The following is a 20,555-nucleotide window of genomic DNA, read 5'->3' as shown; positions in this document are numbered from 1 at the left end:
CGCCCGGTCACATTCCGAACCCGGAAGCTAAGCCTTACAGCGCCGATGGTACTGCAGGGGGGACCCTGTGGGAGAGTAGGACGCCGCCGAACAATCTTTCAGAAAAGGGTTGGGCCCTGAACTTCGGTTCGGAGCCCAACCCTTTTTTGTTTTTCGTCACTCGACGTTCATGTCCCGCGCCCAGCATCCACCGCATGGGTACTGCCGCAATGCTCACGGCCGCAGGTGTCGGAGTCGGTGACGAGGTGATCGTGCCGGCGTTCGGGAACGTCGAAGTAGCCGAAGCGGTGACCCGCGTCGGCGCGCTTCCCACCTTCGCCGATGTGGATCCGGTGACCTACTGCCTGGACGCCGTCGCCGTAGAAGCAGCCACAACTCGCCGGACGGCGGCCGTCGTTGCCGTACATCGGTTCGGGCGACCGGTCGATGTCGGGCCGCTGCACGAGGTCGGGCGGCGGCATGGGCTCTTGGTGCTGGAGCACAGGGAGTCCGAGGCGCCGTACGACGAAGTGGCGGGGCGGCGGGAGTGGGCCGCCTATCTCGACGCGCGGTTGCGCGGGGTGCGGACGCCCGACGGTGGCGACGGGCACACCTATCAGCAGTACGTGGTGCGGGTGCCGGGAAACGGGCGGCCCGACCGTGACGCCTTCGCACGCGCCCTGCGGAGGAGGGGCGTTGACTGCCGGGTGCCGGTCAGGACTCCGCTGCACCGGCTGCCCGCGTTCCGGCGCCGCGTGTCGTTGCCGGAGACCGAGCTGGCCACCGACGAGACACTGGCATTGCCGGTGGACGCCGCGCTGACGAAGCGGGACATGCAGCGGACGGTGTCCGCGTGCAATGCGCTCGGAGGACTGCTCCAACCCGCCCTCTGACCGAGTTTGGGAACACGGCTCCGTTCGGGGTATGATCTATTCCGTTGCCGCGGGGGAAACCTCGACAGGTAACCGGCCCCCATAGCTCAGTCGGCAGAGCGTCTCCATGGTAAGGAGAAGGTCAACGGTTCGATTCCGTTTGGGGGCTCCACCAAAAAGAATCCCCCTGCCCTTCCGGGCGGGGGGATTCTTTTGTTTTCGGTCCCGCTCCTCAGGCCACGCGCATCGCGAGGATGGCCATGTCGTCGGAAGGGGCGTCCGACGCGAAGCGTTCCACCGCGCGCATGATGCGGGCCGCCACCGCGCCGGCCGTGAGACCCGTGCACGCGGTGAGCACCTCGGCGAGGCCGTCGTCGCCCAGCATGCGGGTGCCCTCGCGGCGTTCGGTGACGCCGTCCGTCACACAGAGCAGGACATCGCCGGGGTCGAGGGTGATCGTCTGCTCGTACAGCTCCAGATCCTCCATGACGCCCAGGAGCGGCTGGGGTTCGGCGGCCGGCTCGACGGTGCCGTCCTGGCGCAGGCGGAGCGGGAGCGGGTGTCCGGCGCAGACCATCTTCAGCTCCGCGCTGCCGTCGGCCTGCGGGCGCATCTCGCCGTAGAGGAGGGTCAGGAAGCGGCTGCGGGCGCCCTCGTCGAGGATCGCGGAGTTGAGGCGTTCCAGGACGGCCGGGCCGCTCAGGCCTTCCCTCGCCAGCAGACGGAGGGCGTGGCGGGCGAGGCCCGTCACCGCCGCCGCGTGCGGGCCGGTGCCGCAGACGTCGCCGATGGCGAAGCCGTAGGCGCCGTCGCTGATCGGGAAGAGGTCGTAGAAGTCGCCGCCGACCTCGTTGCCCTCGCCTGCCGCGCGGTAGATGACCTCCACCTCGACACCGTCGATGTCGGGGAGTTCCGGTGGCAGGAGGCTGCGCTGGAGGGACTGGCTGATGGCGGTGCGCTCGGAGTAGAGGCGGGCGTTGTCGAGGGCGAGGGCCGCTCTGCGGCTCAGGTCCTCGGCCAGTTCCAGGATCTCCTGGCGGAAGTGCTCGTCGGTGGGCTTGCCGAGAGTCAGCATGCCGATCACGCGGTTGCGGGCGACCAGGGGGAGGACAACGGTCTCGCCGCCCACCGCGGACGCGGTGGCGAGGGTGGGGCCGATGCCCGAGGACACCTGGTGGGTCGGCCCGCCGGTCAGGCCCAGACTCCGCATCGAGCTGCGCAGCGCCGCGTCGTGCGCCGCCTCGCCGGGCGCCGACCAGACACGGGCGCCCGGGGTGGGCACCGGGTCCGGCGGGGCCACCTTGGAGAGCAACGACTTGATGCCGTCGATGAGTTCCTCGTCCTCGTGCAGGACGTACGACAGATACGGGTCGGAGGCCTGGTCGGCGATCGTGTAGACCGCACACCAGGTGGCCAGCGTCGGGACCGTCATCTGGGCCATCAGGGCCAGGGTCTGGTCGCGGTCGAGGGTGCCGGCCAGCAGGTCGGAGGCCTCGACGAGGAAGCTCAGTGAGCCGCGGCGCAGCCGCTCCAGTTCGCCCAGGCGGGCCGACTCGACGGCCAGCGCGATGCGGTCCGCGGCGAACTGGAGGCGCAGCGCCTCCTCGTTGGAGTAACGGCCTGGGCCTTCGGCCGCGACGCCCAGGGAGCCGGTGAGGCGGCCCTCGACCTTCAGCGGGACCGTGACGACCGAGCGCATGCCCGTGCCGTTCAGGAGGGGGACCGCGCCGGGGACGGCGAGAAGGTCCTCGTGGACGGCAGGCATCCGGGCGGAGCCGTACCGGCCGGGGCCGGCCTCGACGGGGACGCGGGCGAAGCGCTGGCGGGCGGAGGGCAGGCCCGTCGAGGCGCGGACCTCCAGCTCCGTCTCGTCGTCGGTGGCCAGGAGGAGGAAGGCGGAGTCGCCGTCGAGCATGTCGCGGGCGCGCTCCACCGTGCGTTGGAGGAGGCCGTCGAGGTCGTCGGGTGCGGGGGAGCCGATGAAGACCTCGAACGGGTCCGTGCTCTGGCCGTCGGCGGGGGCGTCGGTGACGGGGACGCGGGTCGGGGACTGCAGGACCGCGCGTTCGTGGTCGCGGACCAGGAGGCAGACGGTGGAGGGGTCGCCGTCGGTGGAGCGGACCCTCAGATGGGAGGCGTAGACCGGGGTCACGCGGCCGTCGGCGCCGCGGAGGCCGTAGCTGCCCTCCCAGCGGGAGAGCTGGAGGGCTTCCACGATGCCGGTGCCGGTGCCGGGGGTGTGCGGCCAGGCCGCGAGGTCCGTGAGGGGCTTGCCGACGACCTGGTCGGCCGGATAGCCGAAGAGATCCTCGGCGTCCTCGTTCCAGGCCGAGATGGCGCCGGTGCGGTCGATCTGGACGACGGCGACGCGGACGCGGCTGTCCGCGAGCGGCAGCAGGTGGGCGGGGAGGGCGGGGCCGGCCGTGCGCGTGCCTACCGGGCGGTCGGGCAGGTCGAGCTGGAACCAGACGGTCTTGTGGGTGGGCGTGTAGTCGACGCCCCAGCGAGCGGCGATGGCGGCGCACAGCTGGAGGCCTCGGCCGCCCTCACGGTCGGGGCTGCCCATGGTGGCGAGCGAACCCTGGAGGGGGATCTCGCGCTCCGGGTAGCGGTCGGCGACCTCGATCCGTACGCCGTCCTCGTGGCGCAGGCACTGGAGGTCGGCATGGGTGCCCGCGTGGACGACGGCGTTCGTGACGAGTTCGCTCGTGAGGACGACGGCGTCGTCGACGATGTCGGCGAAACCCCACCCCTGGAGGGTGTCGCGGACGAACGCGCGGGCGGTCGCGACGGATCGCCCGACGGGCTCGAAGCTGGCAGCCGCGCGCGCGGTGATCACAGAACTCCTCGGCCGGTCGTCGACGTGCTGGGTTTCCTCCCGGCTGTCCTGCTCGCGTCGCAGTTGCGGCGGGAACGCGCCCGGGGGCCGGGGGTCCGGGGGCTGTCCCCCCGGGATCAGTCCGGTGGTCATGTGTGCGGCCGCCCCTCCGATGCCCGCTCGTGCTCCTGCCACCGCCCAGGCCGGACGAACCGGCGCGGCTGGACAGCCGCATGCAAGGTTACTTACCTTCCCCGTCCCTGCGGATGCCGGTCACCTGTGTGTGCGCCCCAGGGTGTGCGGAGGGTGTGCGAAAGCTGCCGAACTGTTATGGCCGGGTTCGGTGGGGGTGAAACACTGGGCAGGCTTCTTGTGAAGGTCCGGCAGACTGGATGTCTTCTGTGTTCGCCGGGCAGCAGCCCTCTGGGCCTGCCTGATTACATCGGCAGTACGACGGTCGACCCCTCCGGGAGGGACAACGTGGAGTCTGGCGCAGCGACGCGGGGCACGAAGGCGCGCGCGAAAGGCGGACAGACCCTGAGCAGGCAGCGTTCACCCCGGGGCGGGACCACGACGGTGGACACGGCGGCTCTGAACCGGCTGCTGGCTGCCCTGGTCTCGATGCGGGAGGGGAACTTCCGCAAGCGGCTCACGGTGTCCGGCGACGGCGTGATGTCGGAGATCGCGGCCGTCTTCAACGAGGTGGCCGACCGTAATCTGCATCTCACGGGTGAGCTGTCGCGCGTACGGCGCATGGTCGGGCGTGAGGGAAAACTCACCGAGCGGCTGGAGACGGGTGCCTGCGAGGGCTCCTGGGCGAGCGCCATCGACAACTCGAACGCGCTGGTCGACGACCTCGTACGGCCGGTTTCCGAGGTCGGGCGGGTGCTGTCGGCGGTGGCCGAGGGTGATCTGTCGCCGCGGATGGAGCTGCGGACGCCCACCGCGGAAGGGGCGGGGCATCCGCTGCGCGGGGAGTTCCTGAAGGTCGGGCGGACGGTCAACAACCTGGTCGACCAGTTGTCGACGTTCACCGACGAGGTCACCCGCGTGGCCAGTGAGGTGGGCACCGAGGGCAAGCTGGGCGGGCAGGCCCAGGTGCGCGGTATGTCGGGTTCGTGGAAGGACCTGACCGAGTCCGTCAACACGATGGCGGAGCGGCTGACGGCTCAGGTGCGTGACATCGCGCTGGTGACGACGGCGGTGGCCAAGGGTGATCTGTCCCGCAAGGTCACCGTGCATGTCGAAGGCGAGATGCTGGAGCTGAAGAACACCGTCAACACGATGGTGGACCAGCTCTCGGCGTTCTCGTCCGAGGTGACCCGGGTGGCCCGCGAGGTGGGCACCGAGGGCATCCTCGGGGGGCAGGCCCGGGTGTCCGGCGTCGACGGTGTGTGGAAGGAACTCACCGATTCGGTGAACACCATGGCCGGCAACCTGACGGCCCAGGTGCGCGGGATCGCGGAGGTCACCACGGCGGTCGCCAACGGCGATCTGTCGCAGAAGGTGACGGTGTCGGCGCGTGGCGAGGTCGCGCAGCTGGCCGACACGATCAACCAGATGACCGAGACGCTGCGGACCTTCGCGGACGAGGTCACGCGGGTGGCCAACGAGGTCGGGGCGGCGGGGCAGCTGGGCGGCCAGGCGAACGTGCCGGGTGCCGCCGGCACGTGGAAGGACCTCACCGACTCGGTCAACACCGTGTTCCGCAATCTCACGACGCAGGTGCGCGACATCGCCGCGGTGACGACGGCGGTGGCCAACGGTGATCTGTCGCAGAAGGTCACGGTGGACGTGGCCGGCGAGATGCTGGAGCTGAAGAACACCGTCAACGGCATGGTCGACCAGCTGTCGGCCTTCGGTGCCGAGGTCACACGGGTGGCGCGGGAGATCGGCGTCGAGGGTGAGCTGGGCGGTCAGGCGCAGGTGTCGGGCGCGGCCGGGACGTGGAAGGACCTGACGGATTCCGTCAACACGGCGTTCAGGAATCTCACCGGACAGGTGAGGAACATCGCCCAGGTGACGACGGCGGTGGCCAACGGTGATCTGTCGCAGAAGGTCACCGTGGACGTGTCCGGTGAGATGGCGCAGTTGAAGAACACCGTGAACACGATGGTGGACCAGCTGTCGTCGTTCGCCGACCAGGTGACGCGGATGGCCCGGGACGTGGGCACGGAGGGCCGGCTCGGCGGTCAGGCCCGGGTGGACGGTGTGTCCGGCACGTGGAAGGAGCTCACCGACTCCGTCAACTCGATGGCGGGGAACCTGACGTCGCAGGTGCGCAACATCGCGCAGGTGACGACCGCCGTGGCCCGGGGCGACCTCTCCCAGAAGATCGACGTCGACGCGCGCGGGGAGATCCTGGAGCTGAAGAACACCATCAACACGATGGTCGACCAGCTGTCCGCGTTCGCCGACCAGGTGACCCGGGTGGCGCGTGAGGTGGGCACCGCCGGGCAGCTGGGCGGCCAGGCGCAGGTGCCGGGTGTGGCGGGTGTGTGGCGGGACCTGACGGACTCGGTGAACGGCATGGCCGGCAACCTCACCGCCCAGGTCCGCAACATCGCGCAGGTCGCCACCGCCGTGGCGCGCGGTGACCTGTCCCAGAAGATCACCGTGGACGCGCGCGGGGAGATCCTGGAGCTGAAAAACACCCTGAACACGATGGTGGACCAGCTGTCGTCGTTCGCCCAGGAGGTCACCCGGGTGGCCCGTGAGGTGGGTACGGAGGGGCAGCTCGGGGGTCAGGCGGAGGTGCAGGGCGTCTCCGGCACCTGGAAGGACCTCACGCAGTCGGTGAACTTCATGGCGAACAACCTGACCATCCAGGTGCGTCAGATCGCCGAGGTCACGACCGCGGTCGCCAAGGGCGATCTGTCGAAGAAGATCACCGTCGACGCCAAGGGCGAGATCCTCGAACTCGTCACCACCGTGAACACGATGGTGGACCAGTTGTCGTCGTTCGCGGAGCAGGTGACCCGGGTGGCCCGTGAGGTGGGCACCGAGGGCATTCTGGGTGGTCAGGCGCACGTGCCGGGTATCACGGGCATCTGGAAGGACCTCAGCGGCAACGTCAACCTGATGGCCAAGAACCTGACGATGCAGGTGCGCAACATCTCGCAGGTCGCGGCCGCCGTCGCCAACGGCGACCTGACGCGGCAGGTGACGATCGAGGCGCGCGGCGAGGTCGCGCAGCTCGCCGACACCATCAACACCATGGTCAAGACGCTGGGTTCGTTCGCCGAGCAGGTCACCAAGGTGGCCCGTGAGGTGGGCACGGACGGCATCCTCGGCGGGCAGGCGCACGTGCCGGGTGTGGCGGGCACGTGGAAGGACCTCACCGAGTCGGTGAACCAGATGGCGTCCAACCTGACCGGCCAGGTGCGCAACATCGCCATGGTCACGACGGCCATCGCCAAGGGTGACCTGACGAAGAAGATCGACATCGACGCGCGCGGGGAGATCCTGGAGCTGAAGACGACCATCAACACGATGGTCGACCAGCTGTCGTCGTTCGCCGAGGAGGTCACCCGGGTCGCCCGTGAGGTGGGCACCGAGGGGCAGCTCGGCGGTCAGGCACGCGTGCGTGACGTCGACGGCACCTGGCGGGACCTCACCGAGTCGGTGAACGAGATGGCCGGGAACCTGACCCGGCAGGTGCGTGCCATCGCGCGCGTGGCGACCGCGGTGACGCGTGGCGACCTGAACCTGAAGATCGACGTGGACGCGTCCGGCGAGATCCAGGAACTGCAGGACTACATCAACAAGATGATCGCCAACCTGCGCGACACCACGATCGCCAACAAGGAGCAGGACTGGCTCAAGGGCAACCTCGCGCGCGTGTCCGCGTTGATGCAGGGCCGGCGGGATCTGGAGGACGTGGCCTCGCTGATCATGAGCGAGCTGCCGCCGCTGGTGGCCGCGCAGCACGGCGCGTTCTTCCTGGCGATGCCGCCGGCCGACGGCGCGGGCGATGACTACGAGCTGCGGATGCTGGGCTCCTACGGGTACTCGATGGGGTCGATGCCGACCTCGTTCCGGCCGGGCGAGGCGCTGGTGGGCACGGCGGCCGAGGAGAAGCGGACGATTCTGGTCTCCAACGCGCCGAGCGGCTATCTGAAGATCTCCTCGGGGCTCGGAGAGGCGCCGCCCGCGCAGGTGATCGTGCTGCCCGTGCTGTTCGAGGGGCAGGTGCTCGGCGTGATCGAGCTGGCGTCGTTCACGCCGTTCACGCAGATCCAGAGGGACTTCCTCAACCAGCTGGCCGAGATGATCGCGACCAGCGTGAACACGATCTCCGTCAACACCAAGACGGAGCAGTTGCTGAAGCAGTCGCAGGAGCTGACCGAGCAGTTGCGGGAGCGGTCGGCGGAGTTGGAGCAGCGGCAGAAGGCCCTCCAGGCGTCCAATGCCGAACTGGAGGAGAAGGCCGAGTTGTTGGCCCGGCAGAACCGGGACATCGAGGTGAAGAACACCGAGATCGAGGAGGCGCGGCAGGTCCTGGAGGAGCGGGCCGAGCAGCTCGCGGTGTCGATGCGGTACAAGAGCGAGTTCCTCGCCAACATGTCGCACGAGCTGCGTACGCCGCTCAACTCGCTGCTGATCCTGGCCAAGCTGCTCGCGGACAACGCCGAGGGCAACCTCTCGCCGAAGCAGGTCGAGTTCGCCGAGACGATCCACGGGGCCGGTTCCGACCTGCTCCAGCTGATCAACGACATCCTCGATCTGTCGAAGGTCGAGGCGGGCAAGATGGACGTGTCCCCGACGCGCATCGCGCTGGTGCAGCTCGTGGACTACGTGGAGGCCACCTTCCGTCCGCTCACCGCGGAGAAGGGCCTGGACCTGTCCGTGCGGGTGTCGCCGGAGCTGCCGGCCACGCTGCACACCGACGAGCAGCGGCTCCTTCAGGTGCTGCGCAACCTGTTGTCGAACGCGGTGAAGTTCACCGACTCCGGCTCGGTCGAGCTGGTGATCCGGCCGGCCGGGGCGGACGTACCGGTGGCGATCCGGGAGCAGTTGCTGGAGGCCGGTTCGCTGGCGGACACGGACGCTCCGCTGATCGCGTTCTCGGTGACCGACACCGGCATCGGGATCGCGGCCAGCAAGATGCGTGTGATCTTCGAGGCGTTCAAGCAGGCCGACGGCACCACCAGCCGCAAGTACGGCGGTACGGGCCTCGGGCTGTCGATCTCGCGGGAGATCGCGCAGTTGCTCGGCGGTGAGATCTACGCCCAGAGCGAGCCGGGGCGTGGTTCGACGTTCACGCTGTATCTGCCGCTGCACCCCAGCGAGCTGCCGCCGCAGGGTTACCAGCAGGTCGTGCCCCAGCTGGAGGCCGGGGATCTGGTGGCCTCGGAGAACGGGATGCGGGAGCGGTTGGAGCTGTCCGGGCAGCAGATCCAGACGCCGGCCGAGGTGAGGTCGTACCAGGACACGCAGAACGGTCCGGCGGCGCTGTTCCGGCGTCGGCGCCGCTCGACGGCAGCGAGCGAGCCGCAGGTCGGGCGGCCCGAGCAGTGGGCGCCCGTGCGGCAGGAGGCGGCGCCGCAGCAGGGCCCGCGGGGCATCCGGTTCGGGGGTGAGAAGGTGCTGATCGTCGATGACGACATCCGCAATGTGTTCGCGCTGACCAGCGTCCTGGAGCAGCACGGGCTGTCGGTGCTGTACGCGGAGAACGGCCGCGAGGGCATCGAGGTCCTGGAGCAGCACGAGGACGTGGCGGTCGTCCTGATGGACATCATGATGCCGGAGATGGACGGGTACGCGACGACCACGGCGATCCGACGGATGCCGCAGTTCTCCGGGCTGCCGATCATCGCGCTCACCGCGAAGGCGATGAAGGGCGACCGGGAGAAGGCGATCGAGTCGGGTGCCTCCGACTATGTCACCAAGCCCGTCGATCCCGATCATCTGCTGGCGGTGATGGAGCAGTGGATGCGCGCGGAGTGACGGGAATCCTCCGCGGACGCGTGGCGTTGCTGACTCAGGGTGTACGAAGGCGTGTAGTGGGACGGGATTCCGGGAACCTTCTGGTCTTCCGCCGCGTTCCTGCTACGTGCACTGTGACATCACGGTGACAGGGTGTGGCGACGGTCGGGGTGCGGCTACCATGACCGGCACAAGGAAGGGCGGCGCAACGGAGTCGTCCCCAGGGGCGGCGCCCGGTGCACTGCCGGGGCGAGGAGGGCGGGCCATGGTGCAGAAGGCCAAGATCCTCCTGGTCGATGACCGGCCGGAGAATCTGCTGGCGCTGGAGGCGATCCTCTCTGCGCTCGATCAGACGCTGGTGCGGGCATCGTCCGGGGAAGAAGCGCTCAAGGCACTGCTGACGGACGACTTCGCGGTCATTCTGCTGGACGTCCAGATGCCGGGAATGGACGGTTTCGAAACGGCCGCGCACATCAAGCGGCGAGAACGGACTCGGGACATCCCGATCATCTTTCTCACGGCGATCAATCACGGCCCGCACCACACCTTCCGCGGGTACGCGGCGGGGGCGGTGGACTACATCTCCAAGCCGTTCGACCCGTGGGTGCTGCGCGCGAAGGTCTCCGTCTTCGTCGAGCTGTACATGAAGAACTGCCAGCTTCGGGAGCAGGCGGCCCTGTTGCGGCTCCAGTTGGAGGGCGGCGGGGACAAGGCGTCGGTCGGTGGGGCCAAGGAGTCGGCGGGACTGCTGGCCGAGCTGTCCGCGCGGCTCGCGGCCGTCGAGGAGCAGGCCGAGGCCCTCTCCAAGCAGCTCGACGACGAGTCGGCGGACGCGGCGGCGGTGGCCACGGCGGCGCATCTCGAGCGCAAACTCACCGGTCTGCGCCGGGCGCTGGACGCGTTGGAGCCCGGCACGCAGGGCGGTCCGCCCTCCGTGACGTCGCCGCACTGAACCGGAACGGACGGGTGCCGCGCCCCGAGTTGTGCGTGAGCGGGTGTCAGCCGCGCGGGGGCGCGCGTCAGTTCCGCGCCTCCCCGATGGCGACACGAACGGGTGAAGCAGCGGTCACACGTGTCGGCTGCCGTCTCCCCCGGTAACCTCACACCATGGCCTCACGTCCCTCCGCAGCCAAGAAGCAGCCCGCCAGGAAGGCGGCCGCTCCCGCGAAGGCTCCGGCGAAGAAGGCCGTCGCCAGAAAAGCCCCGGCGAAGAAGGCGCCCGCCCGGAAAGCCGCGGCCGCCAGACCCGCGCCCAGACCCGCCCCCAGTCCGACAGGGGGCGTCTACCGGCTGATGCGCGCCGTCTGGCTGGGCCTGGCGCACGCCGTCGGGGCGGTCTTCCGCGGCATAGGGAACGGCGCCAAGAACCTCGACCCCGCCCACCGCAAGGACGGCGTCGCGCTGCTGCTGCTCGGCCTCGCGCTGATCGTCGCGGCGGGGACGTGGGCCGATCTGCGCGGCCCGGTGGGCGACCTCGTCGAGATCCTGGTGACCGGAGCCTTCGGCCGGCTCGACCTGCTCGTGCCGATCCTGCTCGCCGTCATCGCCGTACGGTTCATCCGGCATCCGGAGCAGCCGGAGGCCAACGGCCGGATCGTGATCGGTCTGTCCGCGCTGCTCATCGGGGTGCTCGGGCAGGTCCACATCGCCTGCGGCTCGCCCGCCCGCAGCGACGGCATGCAGGCGATAAGGGACGCCGGCGGCCTCATCGGCTGGTCCGCGGCGACCCCGCTGACGTACGCCATGGGCGAGGTCCTCGCGGTGCCGCTGCTCGTGCTGCTCACCGTCTTCGGGCTGCTGGTGGTCACCGCCACGCCCGTCAACGCCATCCCGCAGCGGCTGCGGCAGCTCGGAGTGCGCCTCGGCGTGCTCCAGGACACCGAGATCGAGGAGTACGACGAGTTCGGCGACGACGAGGCGCGCTACGACGAGCAGTGGCGCGAGGCGCTGCCCGCGCGCCCCCGGCGCCGCTCCGGCGCCCCCGAGGCGTACGATCCCGACGGCGCGGAGCAGGAGGCCATCAACCGGCGCCGCGGCCGGCCCCGGCGCTCCGCGGTGCCGCAGCCCGCGATGGACCGGCAGCCGGACGCCGTCGACATCGCGGCGGCCGCCGCGGCCGACCTGGACGGCGCCGTGCTGCACGGCATGCCGCCGTCCCGGATCGTCGCCGACCTCACCCAGGGCGTGAGTGCCGGCGATCGCGAGTCCACCACGCCCACGCCCACGCCCGTACCCACGCCGGTGCCGGCCCCGGCCGGCCGGCCGAAGCAGGAGAAGCTCAGGGCCGGCGTCGTGCCCGACCTGACCAAGTCGGCACCCGAGGCACCGCGCGAGATGCCGTCGCGCGCCGAGCAGCTCCAGCTGTCCGGCGACATCACCTACGCGCTGCCCTCGCTCGACCTGCTCACGCGCGGCGGCCCCGGCAAGGTGCGCAGCGCCGCGAACGACGCGGTGGTCGCCTCGCTCACCAACGTCTTCTCGGAATTCAAGGTCGACGCCGCCGTCACCGGCTTCACCCGCGGCCCGACGGTCACCCGCTACGAGGTCGAACTCGGCCCCGCCGTGAAGGTCGAGCGGATCACCGCCCTGACGAAGAACATCGCGTACGCCGTCGCCAGCCCGGACGTGCGGATCATCTCGCCGATCCCGGGGAAGTCCGCGGTCGGCATCGAGATCCCGAACACCGACCGCGAGATGGTCAACCTCGGTGACGTGCTCCGGCTGGCCGAGTCCGCCGAGGACGACGATCCGATGCTGGTCGCCTTCGGCAAGGACGTCGAGGGTGGCTATGTCATGCACTCGCTGGCGAAGATGCCGCACATACTCGTCGCCGGCGCCACCGGTTCCGGCAAGTCGTCCTGCATCAACTGCCTGATCACCTCGGTCATGATGCGGGCGACCCCGGAGGACGTCCGGATGATCCTGGTCGACCCCAAGCGCGTCGAGCTGACCGCCTACGAGGGCATCCCGCACCTGATCACCCCCATCATCACCAACCCGAAGCGGGCCGCCGAGGCGCTCCAGTGGGTCGTACGCGAGATGGACCTGCGGTACGACGACCTGGCGGCGTACGGCTACCGGCACATCGACGACTTCAACCGCGCGGTGCGGGAGGGGACCGTCAAGAAGCCCGAGGGCAGCGAGCGGGAGCTTCAGCCGTACCCCTACCTGCTGGTCATCGTCGACGAGCTGGCCGACCTGATGATGGTCGCGCCGCGGGACGTCGAGGACTCGATCGTGCGGATCACGCAGCTGGCCCGCGCCGCCGGCATCCATCTGGTGCTGGCCACGCAGCGGCCGTCGGTGGACGTCGTGACCGGTCTGATCAAGGCGAACGTGCCGTCGCGGCTGGCGTTCGCCACCTCCTCGCTGGCCGACTCGCGGGTCATCCTCGACCAGCCGGGCGCCGAGAAGCTGATCGGCAAGGGTGACGGGCTGTTCCTGCCGATGGGGGCGAACAAGCCGACGCGTATGCAGGGCGCGTTCGTCACCGAGGCCGAGGTCGCGGTGGTCGTGCAGCACTGCAAGGACCAGATGGCGCCCGTCTTCCGGGACGACGTCACCGTGGGCACCAAGCAGAAGAAGGAGATCGACGAGGACATCGGCGACGACCTCGACCTGCTGTGCCAGGCGGCCGAGCTGGTCGTGTCCACCCAGTTCGGGTCGACGTCCATGCTCCAGCGCAAGCTGCGGGTCGGCTTCGCCAAGGCGGGACGGCTGATGGACCTCATGGAGTCGCGCAACATCGTCGGCCCGAGCGAGGGATCGAAGGCGCGTGACGTTCTCGTGAAACCCGACGAGTTGGACGGACTGCTCGCCGTGATCCGCGGGGAGTCTGAAGGATAGACGTCTGACCGCGGGGAAGGCGTGCGCCCGTGACTCACCCGTTAGGGAGCCGGGAGCAACCGTTTCCGCTCGTCGTACGTCAAGTTGAGCGAGAGAGCAGGTGCGGGTCCCTCGCCGGGAGTCGCACCTGACCCGTCGTCGGCGTGTCCGGCCATTCCGATGGCGTACAAAGTCCCACCGCCCGGTTGCCCCTCCCTTTGGCACCCCCCCTAGACTGAACCTCCAGCACAGGTGGCTACACGCTCGAAAGGCGCCCCCGTGTCCATCGGCAACTCCCCTGAAGACGAGCGTCCGTTCGAAGACGTTTCCGAGGCAGCCCACCCCTCCATCGGCCGAGCCCTCCAGCAGGCCCGTATCGCTGCCGGGCTCACCGTCGACGACGTCAGTACCGCCACCCGGGTCCGTATCGCCATCGTGCACGCCATCGAAGCGGACGACTTCGCGCCCTGCGGCGGCGACGTCTACGCGCGCGGTCACATCCGGACCCTGGCCAGGGCCGTCCACCTCGACCCCGCCCCGCTGATCGAGCAGTACGACGCCACGCACGGCGGACGCCCGGCGCCGACCCCGGCCGCGCCCCTGTTCGAGGCGGAGCGCATCCGCCCCGAGCGGCGCGGGCCGAACTGGACCGCGGCCATGGTCGCGGCGATCGTCGCCGTGGTCGGGTTCGTCGGGTTCACGGCGTTCAAGGACGACGACGGCACGACCGACGTCGCCGACGGCACCGCGCCGTCCAGCAGCGCGCCCGCCACGCCGACCCCCAAGACCGAGAAGCCCGTCGACGAGAAGCCCGAACCCTCCGACAGCGCCATCGCCGCGGCCCCGCAGGACAAGGTGACCGTCCAGGTCACGGCCACCGACGGCAAGAGCTGGATCTTCGCCAAGGACCACAACGGCCGGATGATCTTCGACGGACTGCTCAAGCAGGGCGAGTCGCAGACCTTCCAGGACAGCGAGAAGGTCAATCTCGTCCTCGGCGACGCGGGGGCGGTGACACTCCACGTCAACGGCAAGAAGATCGACGACGACTTCCAGCCGGGCGCCGTGGAGCGGCTGACGTACACCAAGGGCGACCCGCAGGCCGGCTGAGGCAGGCGGCGTCCGGTAGCGCACAGGGGTCGGCGGTCGTCGCCGGCCCCTTCGGCATGGCGCCTGGAGATCGCCAACCCCGTCGACATGGGGTGTCAGTCAGACAAAGTAGTCTTGAGTCCATGCCTGAACGCCGTACCGTCGCACTCGTCACCCTTGGCTGCGCCCGTAACGAGGTGGACTCGGAGGAGCTGGCAGGCCGTTTGGAGGCGGACGGCTGGCAGCTCGTGGAGGACGCCGAGGACGCGGACGTCGCCGTCGTCAACACCTGCGGTTTCGTCGACGCCGCCAAGAAGGACTCCGTCGACGCCCTTCTGGAGGCCAACGACCTCAAGGGCCACGGCAGGACCCAGGCCGTCGTGGCGGTGGGCTGCATGGCCGAACGCTATGGCAAGGATCTCGCGGAGGCCCTGCCGGAGGCCGATGGCGTCCTCGGATTCGACGACTACGCCGACATCTCCGACCGCCTCCAGACCATCCTGAACGGCGGCATCCACGCCTCCCACACCCCCCGCGACCGGCGCAAGCTCCTGCCGATCAGCCCCGCGGAGCGGCAGGACTCCGCCGCCTCGGTGGCCCTTCCGGGGCATGCTCCGGCAGACCTTCCCGACGGTCTCGCTCCGGCCTCCGGACCCCGCGCGCCCCTGCGCCGCCGGCTCGACGGCAACCCGGTCGCCTCGGTCAAGCTCGCCTCCGGCTGCGACCGGCGCTGCTCCTTCTGCGCCATCCCGTCCTTCCGCGGCTCCTTCATCTCCCGCCGCCCGAGCGACGTGCTGAACGAGACGCGTTGGCTGGCCGAGCAGGGCGTCAAGGAGATCATGCTGGTCTCCGAGAACAACACCTCCTACGGCAAGGACCTCGGCGACATCCGGCTGCTGGAGTCGCTGCTGCCCGAACTCGCGGAGGTCGACGGCCTGGAGCGGGTGCGCGTCAGCTACCTCCAGCCCGCCGAGATGCGGCCCGGACTGATCGACGTGCTGACCTCCACGCCGAAGATCGCCCCCTACTTCGACCTGTCCTTCCAGCACTCGGCGCCCGACGTGCTGCGCGCGATGCGCCGCTTCGGCGACACCGACCGCTTCCTCGAACTGCTCGACACCATCCGGAGCAAGGCGCCCGAGGCGGGTGTGCGCTCCAACTTCATCGTCGGCTTCCCCGGCGAGTCGGACGCCGACCTGGCCGAGCTGGAGCGGTTCCTGAACCACGCGCGCCTGGACGCCATCGGGGTCTTCGGATACTCCGACGAGGAGGGCACCGAGGCCGCGACCTACGAGAACAAGCTCCATCAGGACGTCGTCGCCGAGCGGCTCGCGCGGATCTCCCGGCTCGCCGAGGAACTCGTCTCGCAGCGTGCCGAGGAGCGGCTGGGCGAGACCCTGCACGTGCTCGTGGAGTCGGTGGACCCGGCGGAGGGCGTGTACGGCCGCGCGGCCCACCAGGCGCCCGAGACGGACGGCCAGGTGCTGCTCACGAGCGGCGAAGGTCTGATCGTCGGTCGTATGGTCGAGGCGAAGGTGGTCGGTACCGAAGGTGTCGACCTGGTGGCCGAGCCTCTGCCGGGCTCGATCGGGTGTAGTGAGGAGGCGGACAGATGACGGGTGTCCCGGCATCGGCCGCGGGGGGCTCCGCGCGGGCGAAGGGGGCTGCCACGAGCCCCGGCCCCGGTGCTTCCGGTTCCGCCGACGTTTCCGGGGCCGCCCCCGAGATGGGCTCCGACGTCACCGGCCCCACCCCGGACGAGCAGGGAACCCTCAGGCCCGCGCGGGGCGGGAAGATCGCGGCCGCGGCCGTCAACCAGGCCAGCGTCTGGAACGTGGCCAATCTGCTGACCATGCTCCGGCTCCTCCTGGTGCCCGGCCTGGTCGCCCTGATGCTGGCCGACGGCGGATACGACCCGGCGTGGCGCGCCTTCGCCTGGGCGGCCTTCGCCGTCGCCATGATCACCGACCTGTTCGACGGGCACCTGGCGCGGACGTACAACCTCGTCACCGACTTCGGGAAGATCGCCGACCCGATCGCCGACAAGGCGATCATGGGGGCGGCCCTGATCTGCCTCTCCGCGCTCGGCGACCTGCCGTGGTGGGTGACGGGAGTCATCCTCGGCCGGGAACTCGGGATCACCCTGCTGCGTTTCCTGGTCATCCGGTACGGCGTCATCCCGGCGAGCCGGGGCGGCAAGCTGAAGACCCTCACCCAGGGCGTCGCCGTCGGGATGTACATCCTGGCGCTGACGGGCTGGCTGGCCACCCTGCGGTGGTGGGTGATGGCCGCGGCGGTCGTGCTGACCGTCGTGACCGGGCTCGACTACGTAAGACAGGCCATTGTGCTGCGCAGGCAGGGGATCGCCGAGCGGCGGGCGGCTGCACGGGAGACGGAAGCGTGAGTTCGACCGCCACCGACGTGGTGCGACTACTGACGGTGAGGGGCGAGACGCTCGCCGTGGCCGAGTCGCTGACGGGTGGTCTGGTCGCCGCGGAGATCACCGCCGTGCCCGGGGCGTCCAAGGCCTTCCGGGGATCGGTCACGGCGTACGCCACCGCGCTCAAGCACCGGCTGCTCGGCGTGGACGCGGACCTGCTGGCCGCGCGCGGCGCCGTGGACGCGCAGGTGGCGGCCCAGATGGCGGCCGGTGTGCGCAGGGCGCTGGGCGCCGACTGGGGCATCGCGACCACCGGGGTGGCCGGCCCCGACGCCCAGGACGGTCAGCCCGTCGGGACGGTCTTCGTCGCGGTGGACGGCCCCTCGGGACGGGAATCCGGTTCCGCCTCTGGCGGAAAAGTGGAGGCCCTGCGGTTGAACGGCAGCCGTGCGGAAATTCGTAGAGAGAGTGTACGGAGCGTACTCGCAGTGCTTCTGAGGGAGCTGGCGGGCGAACAGACCGGGAATGAGCGGGCACAGGATACGGAACAGAACGGGGGGTTTTGATGTTTGCAGCCCTGAGTGAACACGACATCGCTCCCCGCACGGCCGCGGCGCAAGGCGGTACGGTGGGGCGTGAAGGATGCGGCTACGCGGTCCGAGGAGGGAGCCACCGATGATTCTGCTCCGTCGCCTGCTGGGTGACGTGCTGCGTCGGCAGCGCCAGCGCCAGGGCCGTACTCTGCGCGAAGTCTCCTCGTCCGCCCGAGTCTCACTCGGCTATCTCTCAGAGGTGGAGCGGGGGCAGAAGGAGGCTTCCTCCGAGCTGCTCGCCGCCATCTGCGACGCGCTGGACGTACGGATGTCCGAGCTGATGCGGGAAGTGAGCGACGAGCTGGCGCTCGCCGAGCTGGCCCAGTCGGCTGCGGCCACCCCCAGCCGGCCTGTACCGGCGTCGGTCCGTCCGATGCTGGGTTCCGTGTCGGTGACCGGTGTGCCACCGGAGCGGGTGACCATCAAGGCGCCCGCCGAGGCTGTGGACGTGGTCGCCGCGTGAGGTGCCCCCGGTGGGCGCGTCGACCGACGAGTGCGTGTGAGGACGGGTGCGAGTACGCGTAGGCGTACGGCAACTGTGAGGCCCCGGCCGGGGCTTCTCCGGAGATCCGGAGGGGTGCGGTCGGGGTTTTTGCGTGGGGTGCGCTGGTCCGTTTGCCGCGGTTCCGGGGTGCCGTCATGGTGGAGGGGCATGGCGGGAGTCGATCACCCGGAGGTGCGGATGTACGCCGTGAGGAGCGCGCTGGTCGACGGGGGTCGGTCCGGCGGGGGTCTGTCCGGCGGGGGTGGCGCGCGGACGTGTCTTGGTGCGGTTCGGCGGGTCGGTGTCGTGCGGGGGTTCGGTCTTGTGCGGGGGTTCCGTCTTGTGTGGTGGTCCGGCGGGATGGGGCGGTCCGGCGTTGTGCGGCCGTCCCGTGCCGTGCGGGGGTCAGAAGGCGCCGGGGGCGGGCCGAGGGGCTTCTCGGTGGTGGGCGGGCGGTGACAGGCGTGACGGGCCCGATAGTGCGGCGGGGGGCCGCGCTGGGGCTCGGGGCGGTGTGGTGGTGGGCCGCGGTGCGGCTCGCCGTGGCCCGTGACGCCGGGGTGCTGGAGGGGGCCGTCGCGGCCGGCGGGTGGGGACTGAGTCTGCTGCCGGTGCACTGTGTGGCCAAGTCGAGAGCCGTGGGGGCGGTCGCGGCGGGGCGGTGGGGGGCTGCTTGGCGGGGGGAGCGTGGGCGGGGCGGGGGAGACGGGCAGAGCGGGGCTGGTGGTTCGGGAGGCGGGTGAGGTGCCTGCCCGGGTGGTGCTCCGTGAGGCGGTGAGGTGCCTGCCCGGGTGGTGCTCTGTGAGGCCGGGTGAGGTGCCTGCCCGGTGGTTCGGCAGCCGGGTGAGGTGCCTGCTCGGGTGGTGGGGTCACGCGGCGGGTCGCGTTCTACCAGGGCATGGAGACGCCGCCGTTCGGGCGGAGGATCTGGCCCGTGGTGAAGGCTGACGCGTCCGAGGCCAGGTGGAGTACCGCGTGGGCGACGTCCTCCGGTGTGCCGACGCGGCCCAGCGGGGACATGCGGGACATGCGGGCCTCGGTGTGCGCCTGGGCGTCGGTGTCGTGGCGATCGGTCATGGGCGTGCGGATCCAGCCGGGGGCGACCGCGTTGACGCGGATGCCGTGGGGGCCGACCTCGGTCGCCAGGGTCTTGGTGAGTTGGACCACGGCCGCCTTGGCGGCGCCGTAGCAGAGGAGGCCGGGGCCGCCGGTGTCGACCGCCCCCGAGGCCATGGTGATGATGCTGCCGCGCGTGTGGTGCGCCAGCATCAGGCGGGCCGCCTCCTGGCAGGCGTAGAGGACCCCCTTGAAGTTCACGGTCAGGACGTGGTCCAGGTCCTCGTCGCGGGTCTCCAGGACCGGGCTGCTGTGCATGATGCCGGCGACTGCGGCCATGACGTCCAGCCGCTCGCAGGAGGCTACGGCTCGGCGCAGTCGGTCGCGGTCGGTGACGTCCAGGTGATGGGTGTGGGCCGTACCGCCCCGGTCCTCGATGAGGGCCGCCGTCCGGTGCAGTCCCCGGGCGTCGCGGTCGGCGCCGTGCACGATGGCGCCGGCCTCGGCGAGCAGGACGGCGCAGGCCCGGCCGATGCCGCCGGCGGCGCCGGTGACGAACGCGGTCCGCCCGGTCAGGTCGTACGCCTTCACGCCCATGAGGGGACGGTACGAGAGTGTCTGACGGTCCGTCAATAAACGGTGCGGGGGCGGACGCGGCGCGTGGGCGGGGAGCCCGGTGCCGGGACCGGGCCCGACTGGCAGGTGGGGCACCAGTACGTGGGGCGCTCGCGGGAGCCGTCGCCCTGATCGGCCACGCGGATCGGCGTGCCGCAGCGCAGACAGGGTCGGGGGGCGCGGCCGTAGGTGAACAGGTCCTGGCCGCGGCGGCCGGTGGTGGTGCGGACCGGACGGTCACGGTTCGCTTCGAGGAGCTGCTTGGCGAGGGCCGGAAGCATGGCGGCACGGTCGGCGGGAAGAGCCCCGACGGGCAGCCAGGGAGTGACGCCGAGGAGGAAGCACAGTTCGCACTTGTAGACATTGCCGATGCCGGCGAGATTGCGCTGGTCGAGGAGGGCCTCGCCGAGGGGGCGGGCCGGGTCCGCCAGGAGGTTGGCGAGTGCCTGCCCGGGGTCCCAGTCGGGGCCCAGCAGATCGGGGCCGAGGTGGCCGACCACGCGCTGCTCGTCGGGGGTGCGCAGCAGTTCCAGCACGGGGAGGCGGTAGCCGACGGCCGTACGGTCGTGGGTGGCGAGGATGGCGCGGATCTGGTGGGTCGGGCCGCCGCTCCAGCGTTGGCCGTTGGCGAAGACCTTCCAGGAACCGTCCATCCGCAGGTGCGAGTGGAGGGTGAGACCGCCCTCGATACGGGTGAGGAGGTGCTTGCCGCGCGGGGTGACGTCCAGGACGGTTCGGCCGGTGAGATCGGCGGTGGCGAACCTGGGCACGCGGAGGTCGGAGCGGGTCAGCACCTTGCCCGCGAGGGCGTCGTGCAGCCGGCTCGCGGCCTGCCGGACCGTGTCACCTTCGGGCATGGGTCAAGGGTGGCACGACGGGCGCGGAGTCCGCGCGCAGGAGTGCGGTCCGGCTTCTT

Annotated in this window: 12 protein-coding genes, 1 tRNA gene and 1 rRNA gene; 11 read left to right on the top strand and 3 right to left on the bottom strand. The window is 70.5% G+C overall.

Annotated elements, in window-relative coordinates; genetic code table 11:
- From rrf to ACFYO5_RS34210, 3 genes are all read left to right on the top strand, one after another.
- Nucleotides 1-92: ribosomal RNA gene (rrf, locus tag ACFYO5_RS34220) — 5S ribosomal RNA — on the top strand; the annotation flags it as partial.
- 117 nt (nucleotides 93-209) lie between these two features.
- The gene (locus ACFYO5_RS34215; protein WP_388716479.1) at nucleotides 210-872 is read left to right on the top strand and encodes a DegT/DnrJ/EryC1/StrS family aminotransferase; all 663 of its coding nucleotides are present in this window, start codon (nucleotides 210-212) and stop codon (nucleotides 870-872) included.
- 75 nt (nucleotides 873-947) lie between these two features.
- Nucleotides 948-1,023 (top strand) — tRNA-Thr (locus tag ACFYO5_RS34210).
- A 60-nt stretch (nucleotides 1,024-1,083) separates the two neighbouring features.
- Here the strand turns inward: ACFYO5_RS34210 and ACFYO5_RS34205 are convergent.
- Nucleotides 1,084-3,822: a SpoIIE family protein phosphatase gene (locus ACFYO5_RS34205; RefSeq protein WP_356566741.1), complete on the bottom strand. Its 2,739-nt coding sequence runs from the start codon at nucleotides 3,820-3,822 to the stop codon at nucleotides 1,084-1,086.
- 327 nt (nucleotides 3,823-4,149) lie between these two features.
- Between ACFYO5_RS34205 and ACFYO5_RS34200 the strand changes: the two genes are divergently transcribed.
- The 8 genes from ACFYO5_RS34200 (at nucleotide 4,150) to ACFYO5_RS34165 (ending at nucleotide 17,947) form a co-directional block, all read left to right on the top strand.
- Nucleotides 4,150-9,618: a HAMP domain-containing protein gene (locus ACFYO5_RS34200; RefSeq protein WP_388716463.1), complete on the top strand. Its 5,469-nt coding sequence runs from the start codon at nucleotides 4,150-4,152 to the stop codon at nucleotides 9,616-9,618.
- 244 nt (nucleotides 9,619-9,862) lie between these two features.
- Nucleotides 9,863-10,549, top strand: coding sequence for a two-component system response regulator (locus tag ACFYO5_RS34195; protein ID WP_388716460.1), 687 nt, complete (start codon nucleotides 9,863-9,865; stop codon nucleotides 10,547-10,549).
- A gap of 155 nt (nucleotides 10,550-10,704) precedes the next feature.
- Nucleotides 10,705-13,443: a DNA translocase FtsK gene (locus tag ACFYO5_RS34190; RefSeq protein WP_388716457.1), complete on the top strand. Its 2,739-nt coding sequence runs from the start codon at nucleotides 10,705-10,707 to the stop codon at nucleotides 13,441-13,443.
- A gap of 258 nt (nucleotides 13,444-13,701) precedes the next feature.
- A complete protein-coding gene (locus ACFYO5_RS34185; RefSeq protein WP_388716454.1) occupies nucleotides 13,702-14,532 on the top strand; it encodes a helix-turn-helix domain-containing protein in 831 nt (276 codons plus the stop codon).
- 122 nt (nucleotides 14,533-14,654) lie between these two features.
- On the top strand, nucleotides 14,655-16,127 hold the full coding sequence (gene rimO, locus ACFYO5_RS34180) for a 30S ribosomal protein S12 methylthiotransferase RimO (RefSeq protein ID WP_388716451.1): 1,473 nt from the start codon (nucleotides 14,655-14,657) through the stop codon (nucleotides 16,125-16,127).
- Complete coding sequence (gene pgsA, locus ACFYO5_RS34175) at nucleotides 16,124-16,915, top strand: CDP-diacylglycerol--glycerol-3-phosphate 3-phosphatidyltransferase (RefSeq protein WP_388716448.1); 792 nt, start codon at nucleotides 16,124-16,126, stop codon at nucleotides 16,913-16,915. The genes rimO and pgsA overlap by 4 nt, the downstream gene beginning before the upstream one ends.
- The gene (locus tag ACFYO5_RS34170) at nucleotides 16,912-17,457 is read left to right on the top strand and encodes a CinA family protein (protein ID WP_388716445.1); all 546 of its coding nucleotides are present in this window, start codon (nucleotides 16,912-16,914) and stop codon (nucleotides 17,455-17,457) included. The genes pgsA and ACFYO5_RS34170 overlap by 4 nt, the downstream gene beginning before the upstream one ends.
- A 109-nt stretch (nucleotides 17,458-17,566) precedes the next feature.
- Nucleotides 17,567-17,947, top strand: coding sequence for a helix-turn-helix transcriptional regulator (locus ACFYO5_RS34165; protein WP_356566757.1), 381 nt, complete (start codon nucleotides 17,567-17,569; stop codon nucleotides 17,945-17,947).
- Between the two features lie 909 nt (nucleotides 17,948-18,856).
- Here the strand turns inward: ACFYO5_RS34165 and ACFYO5_RS34160 are convergent.
- Together ACFYO5_RS34160 and ACFYO5_RS34155 are read right to left on the bottom strand one after the other, a co-directional pair.
- Entirely contained in the window at nucleotides 18,857-19,621 is a 765-nt protein-coding gene (locus ACFYO5_RS34160; RefSeq protein ID WP_388716441.1) for an SDR family NAD(P)-dependent oxidoreductase, read from the bottom strand.
- Nucleotides 19,622-19,653: 32 nt separating this feature from the next.
- Nucleotides 19,654-20,496, bottom strand: a complete 843-nt coding sequence (locus tag ACFYO5_RS34155) for an Fpg/Nei family DNA glycosylase (protein WP_388716438.1) — start codon at nucleotides 20,494-20,496, stop codon at nucleotides 19,654-19,656.
- Nucleotides 20,497-20,555: the final 59 nt, after the last annotated feature.

Source organism: Streptomyces sp. NPDC006259, from assembly GCF_042870975.1.
In the GTDB taxonomy this organism is placed as follows: Bacteria; Actinomycetota; Actinomycetes; order Streptomycetales; family Streptomycetaceae; genus Streptomyces.
This window is presented reverse-complemented; position numbering and strand designations above follow the sequence as displayed.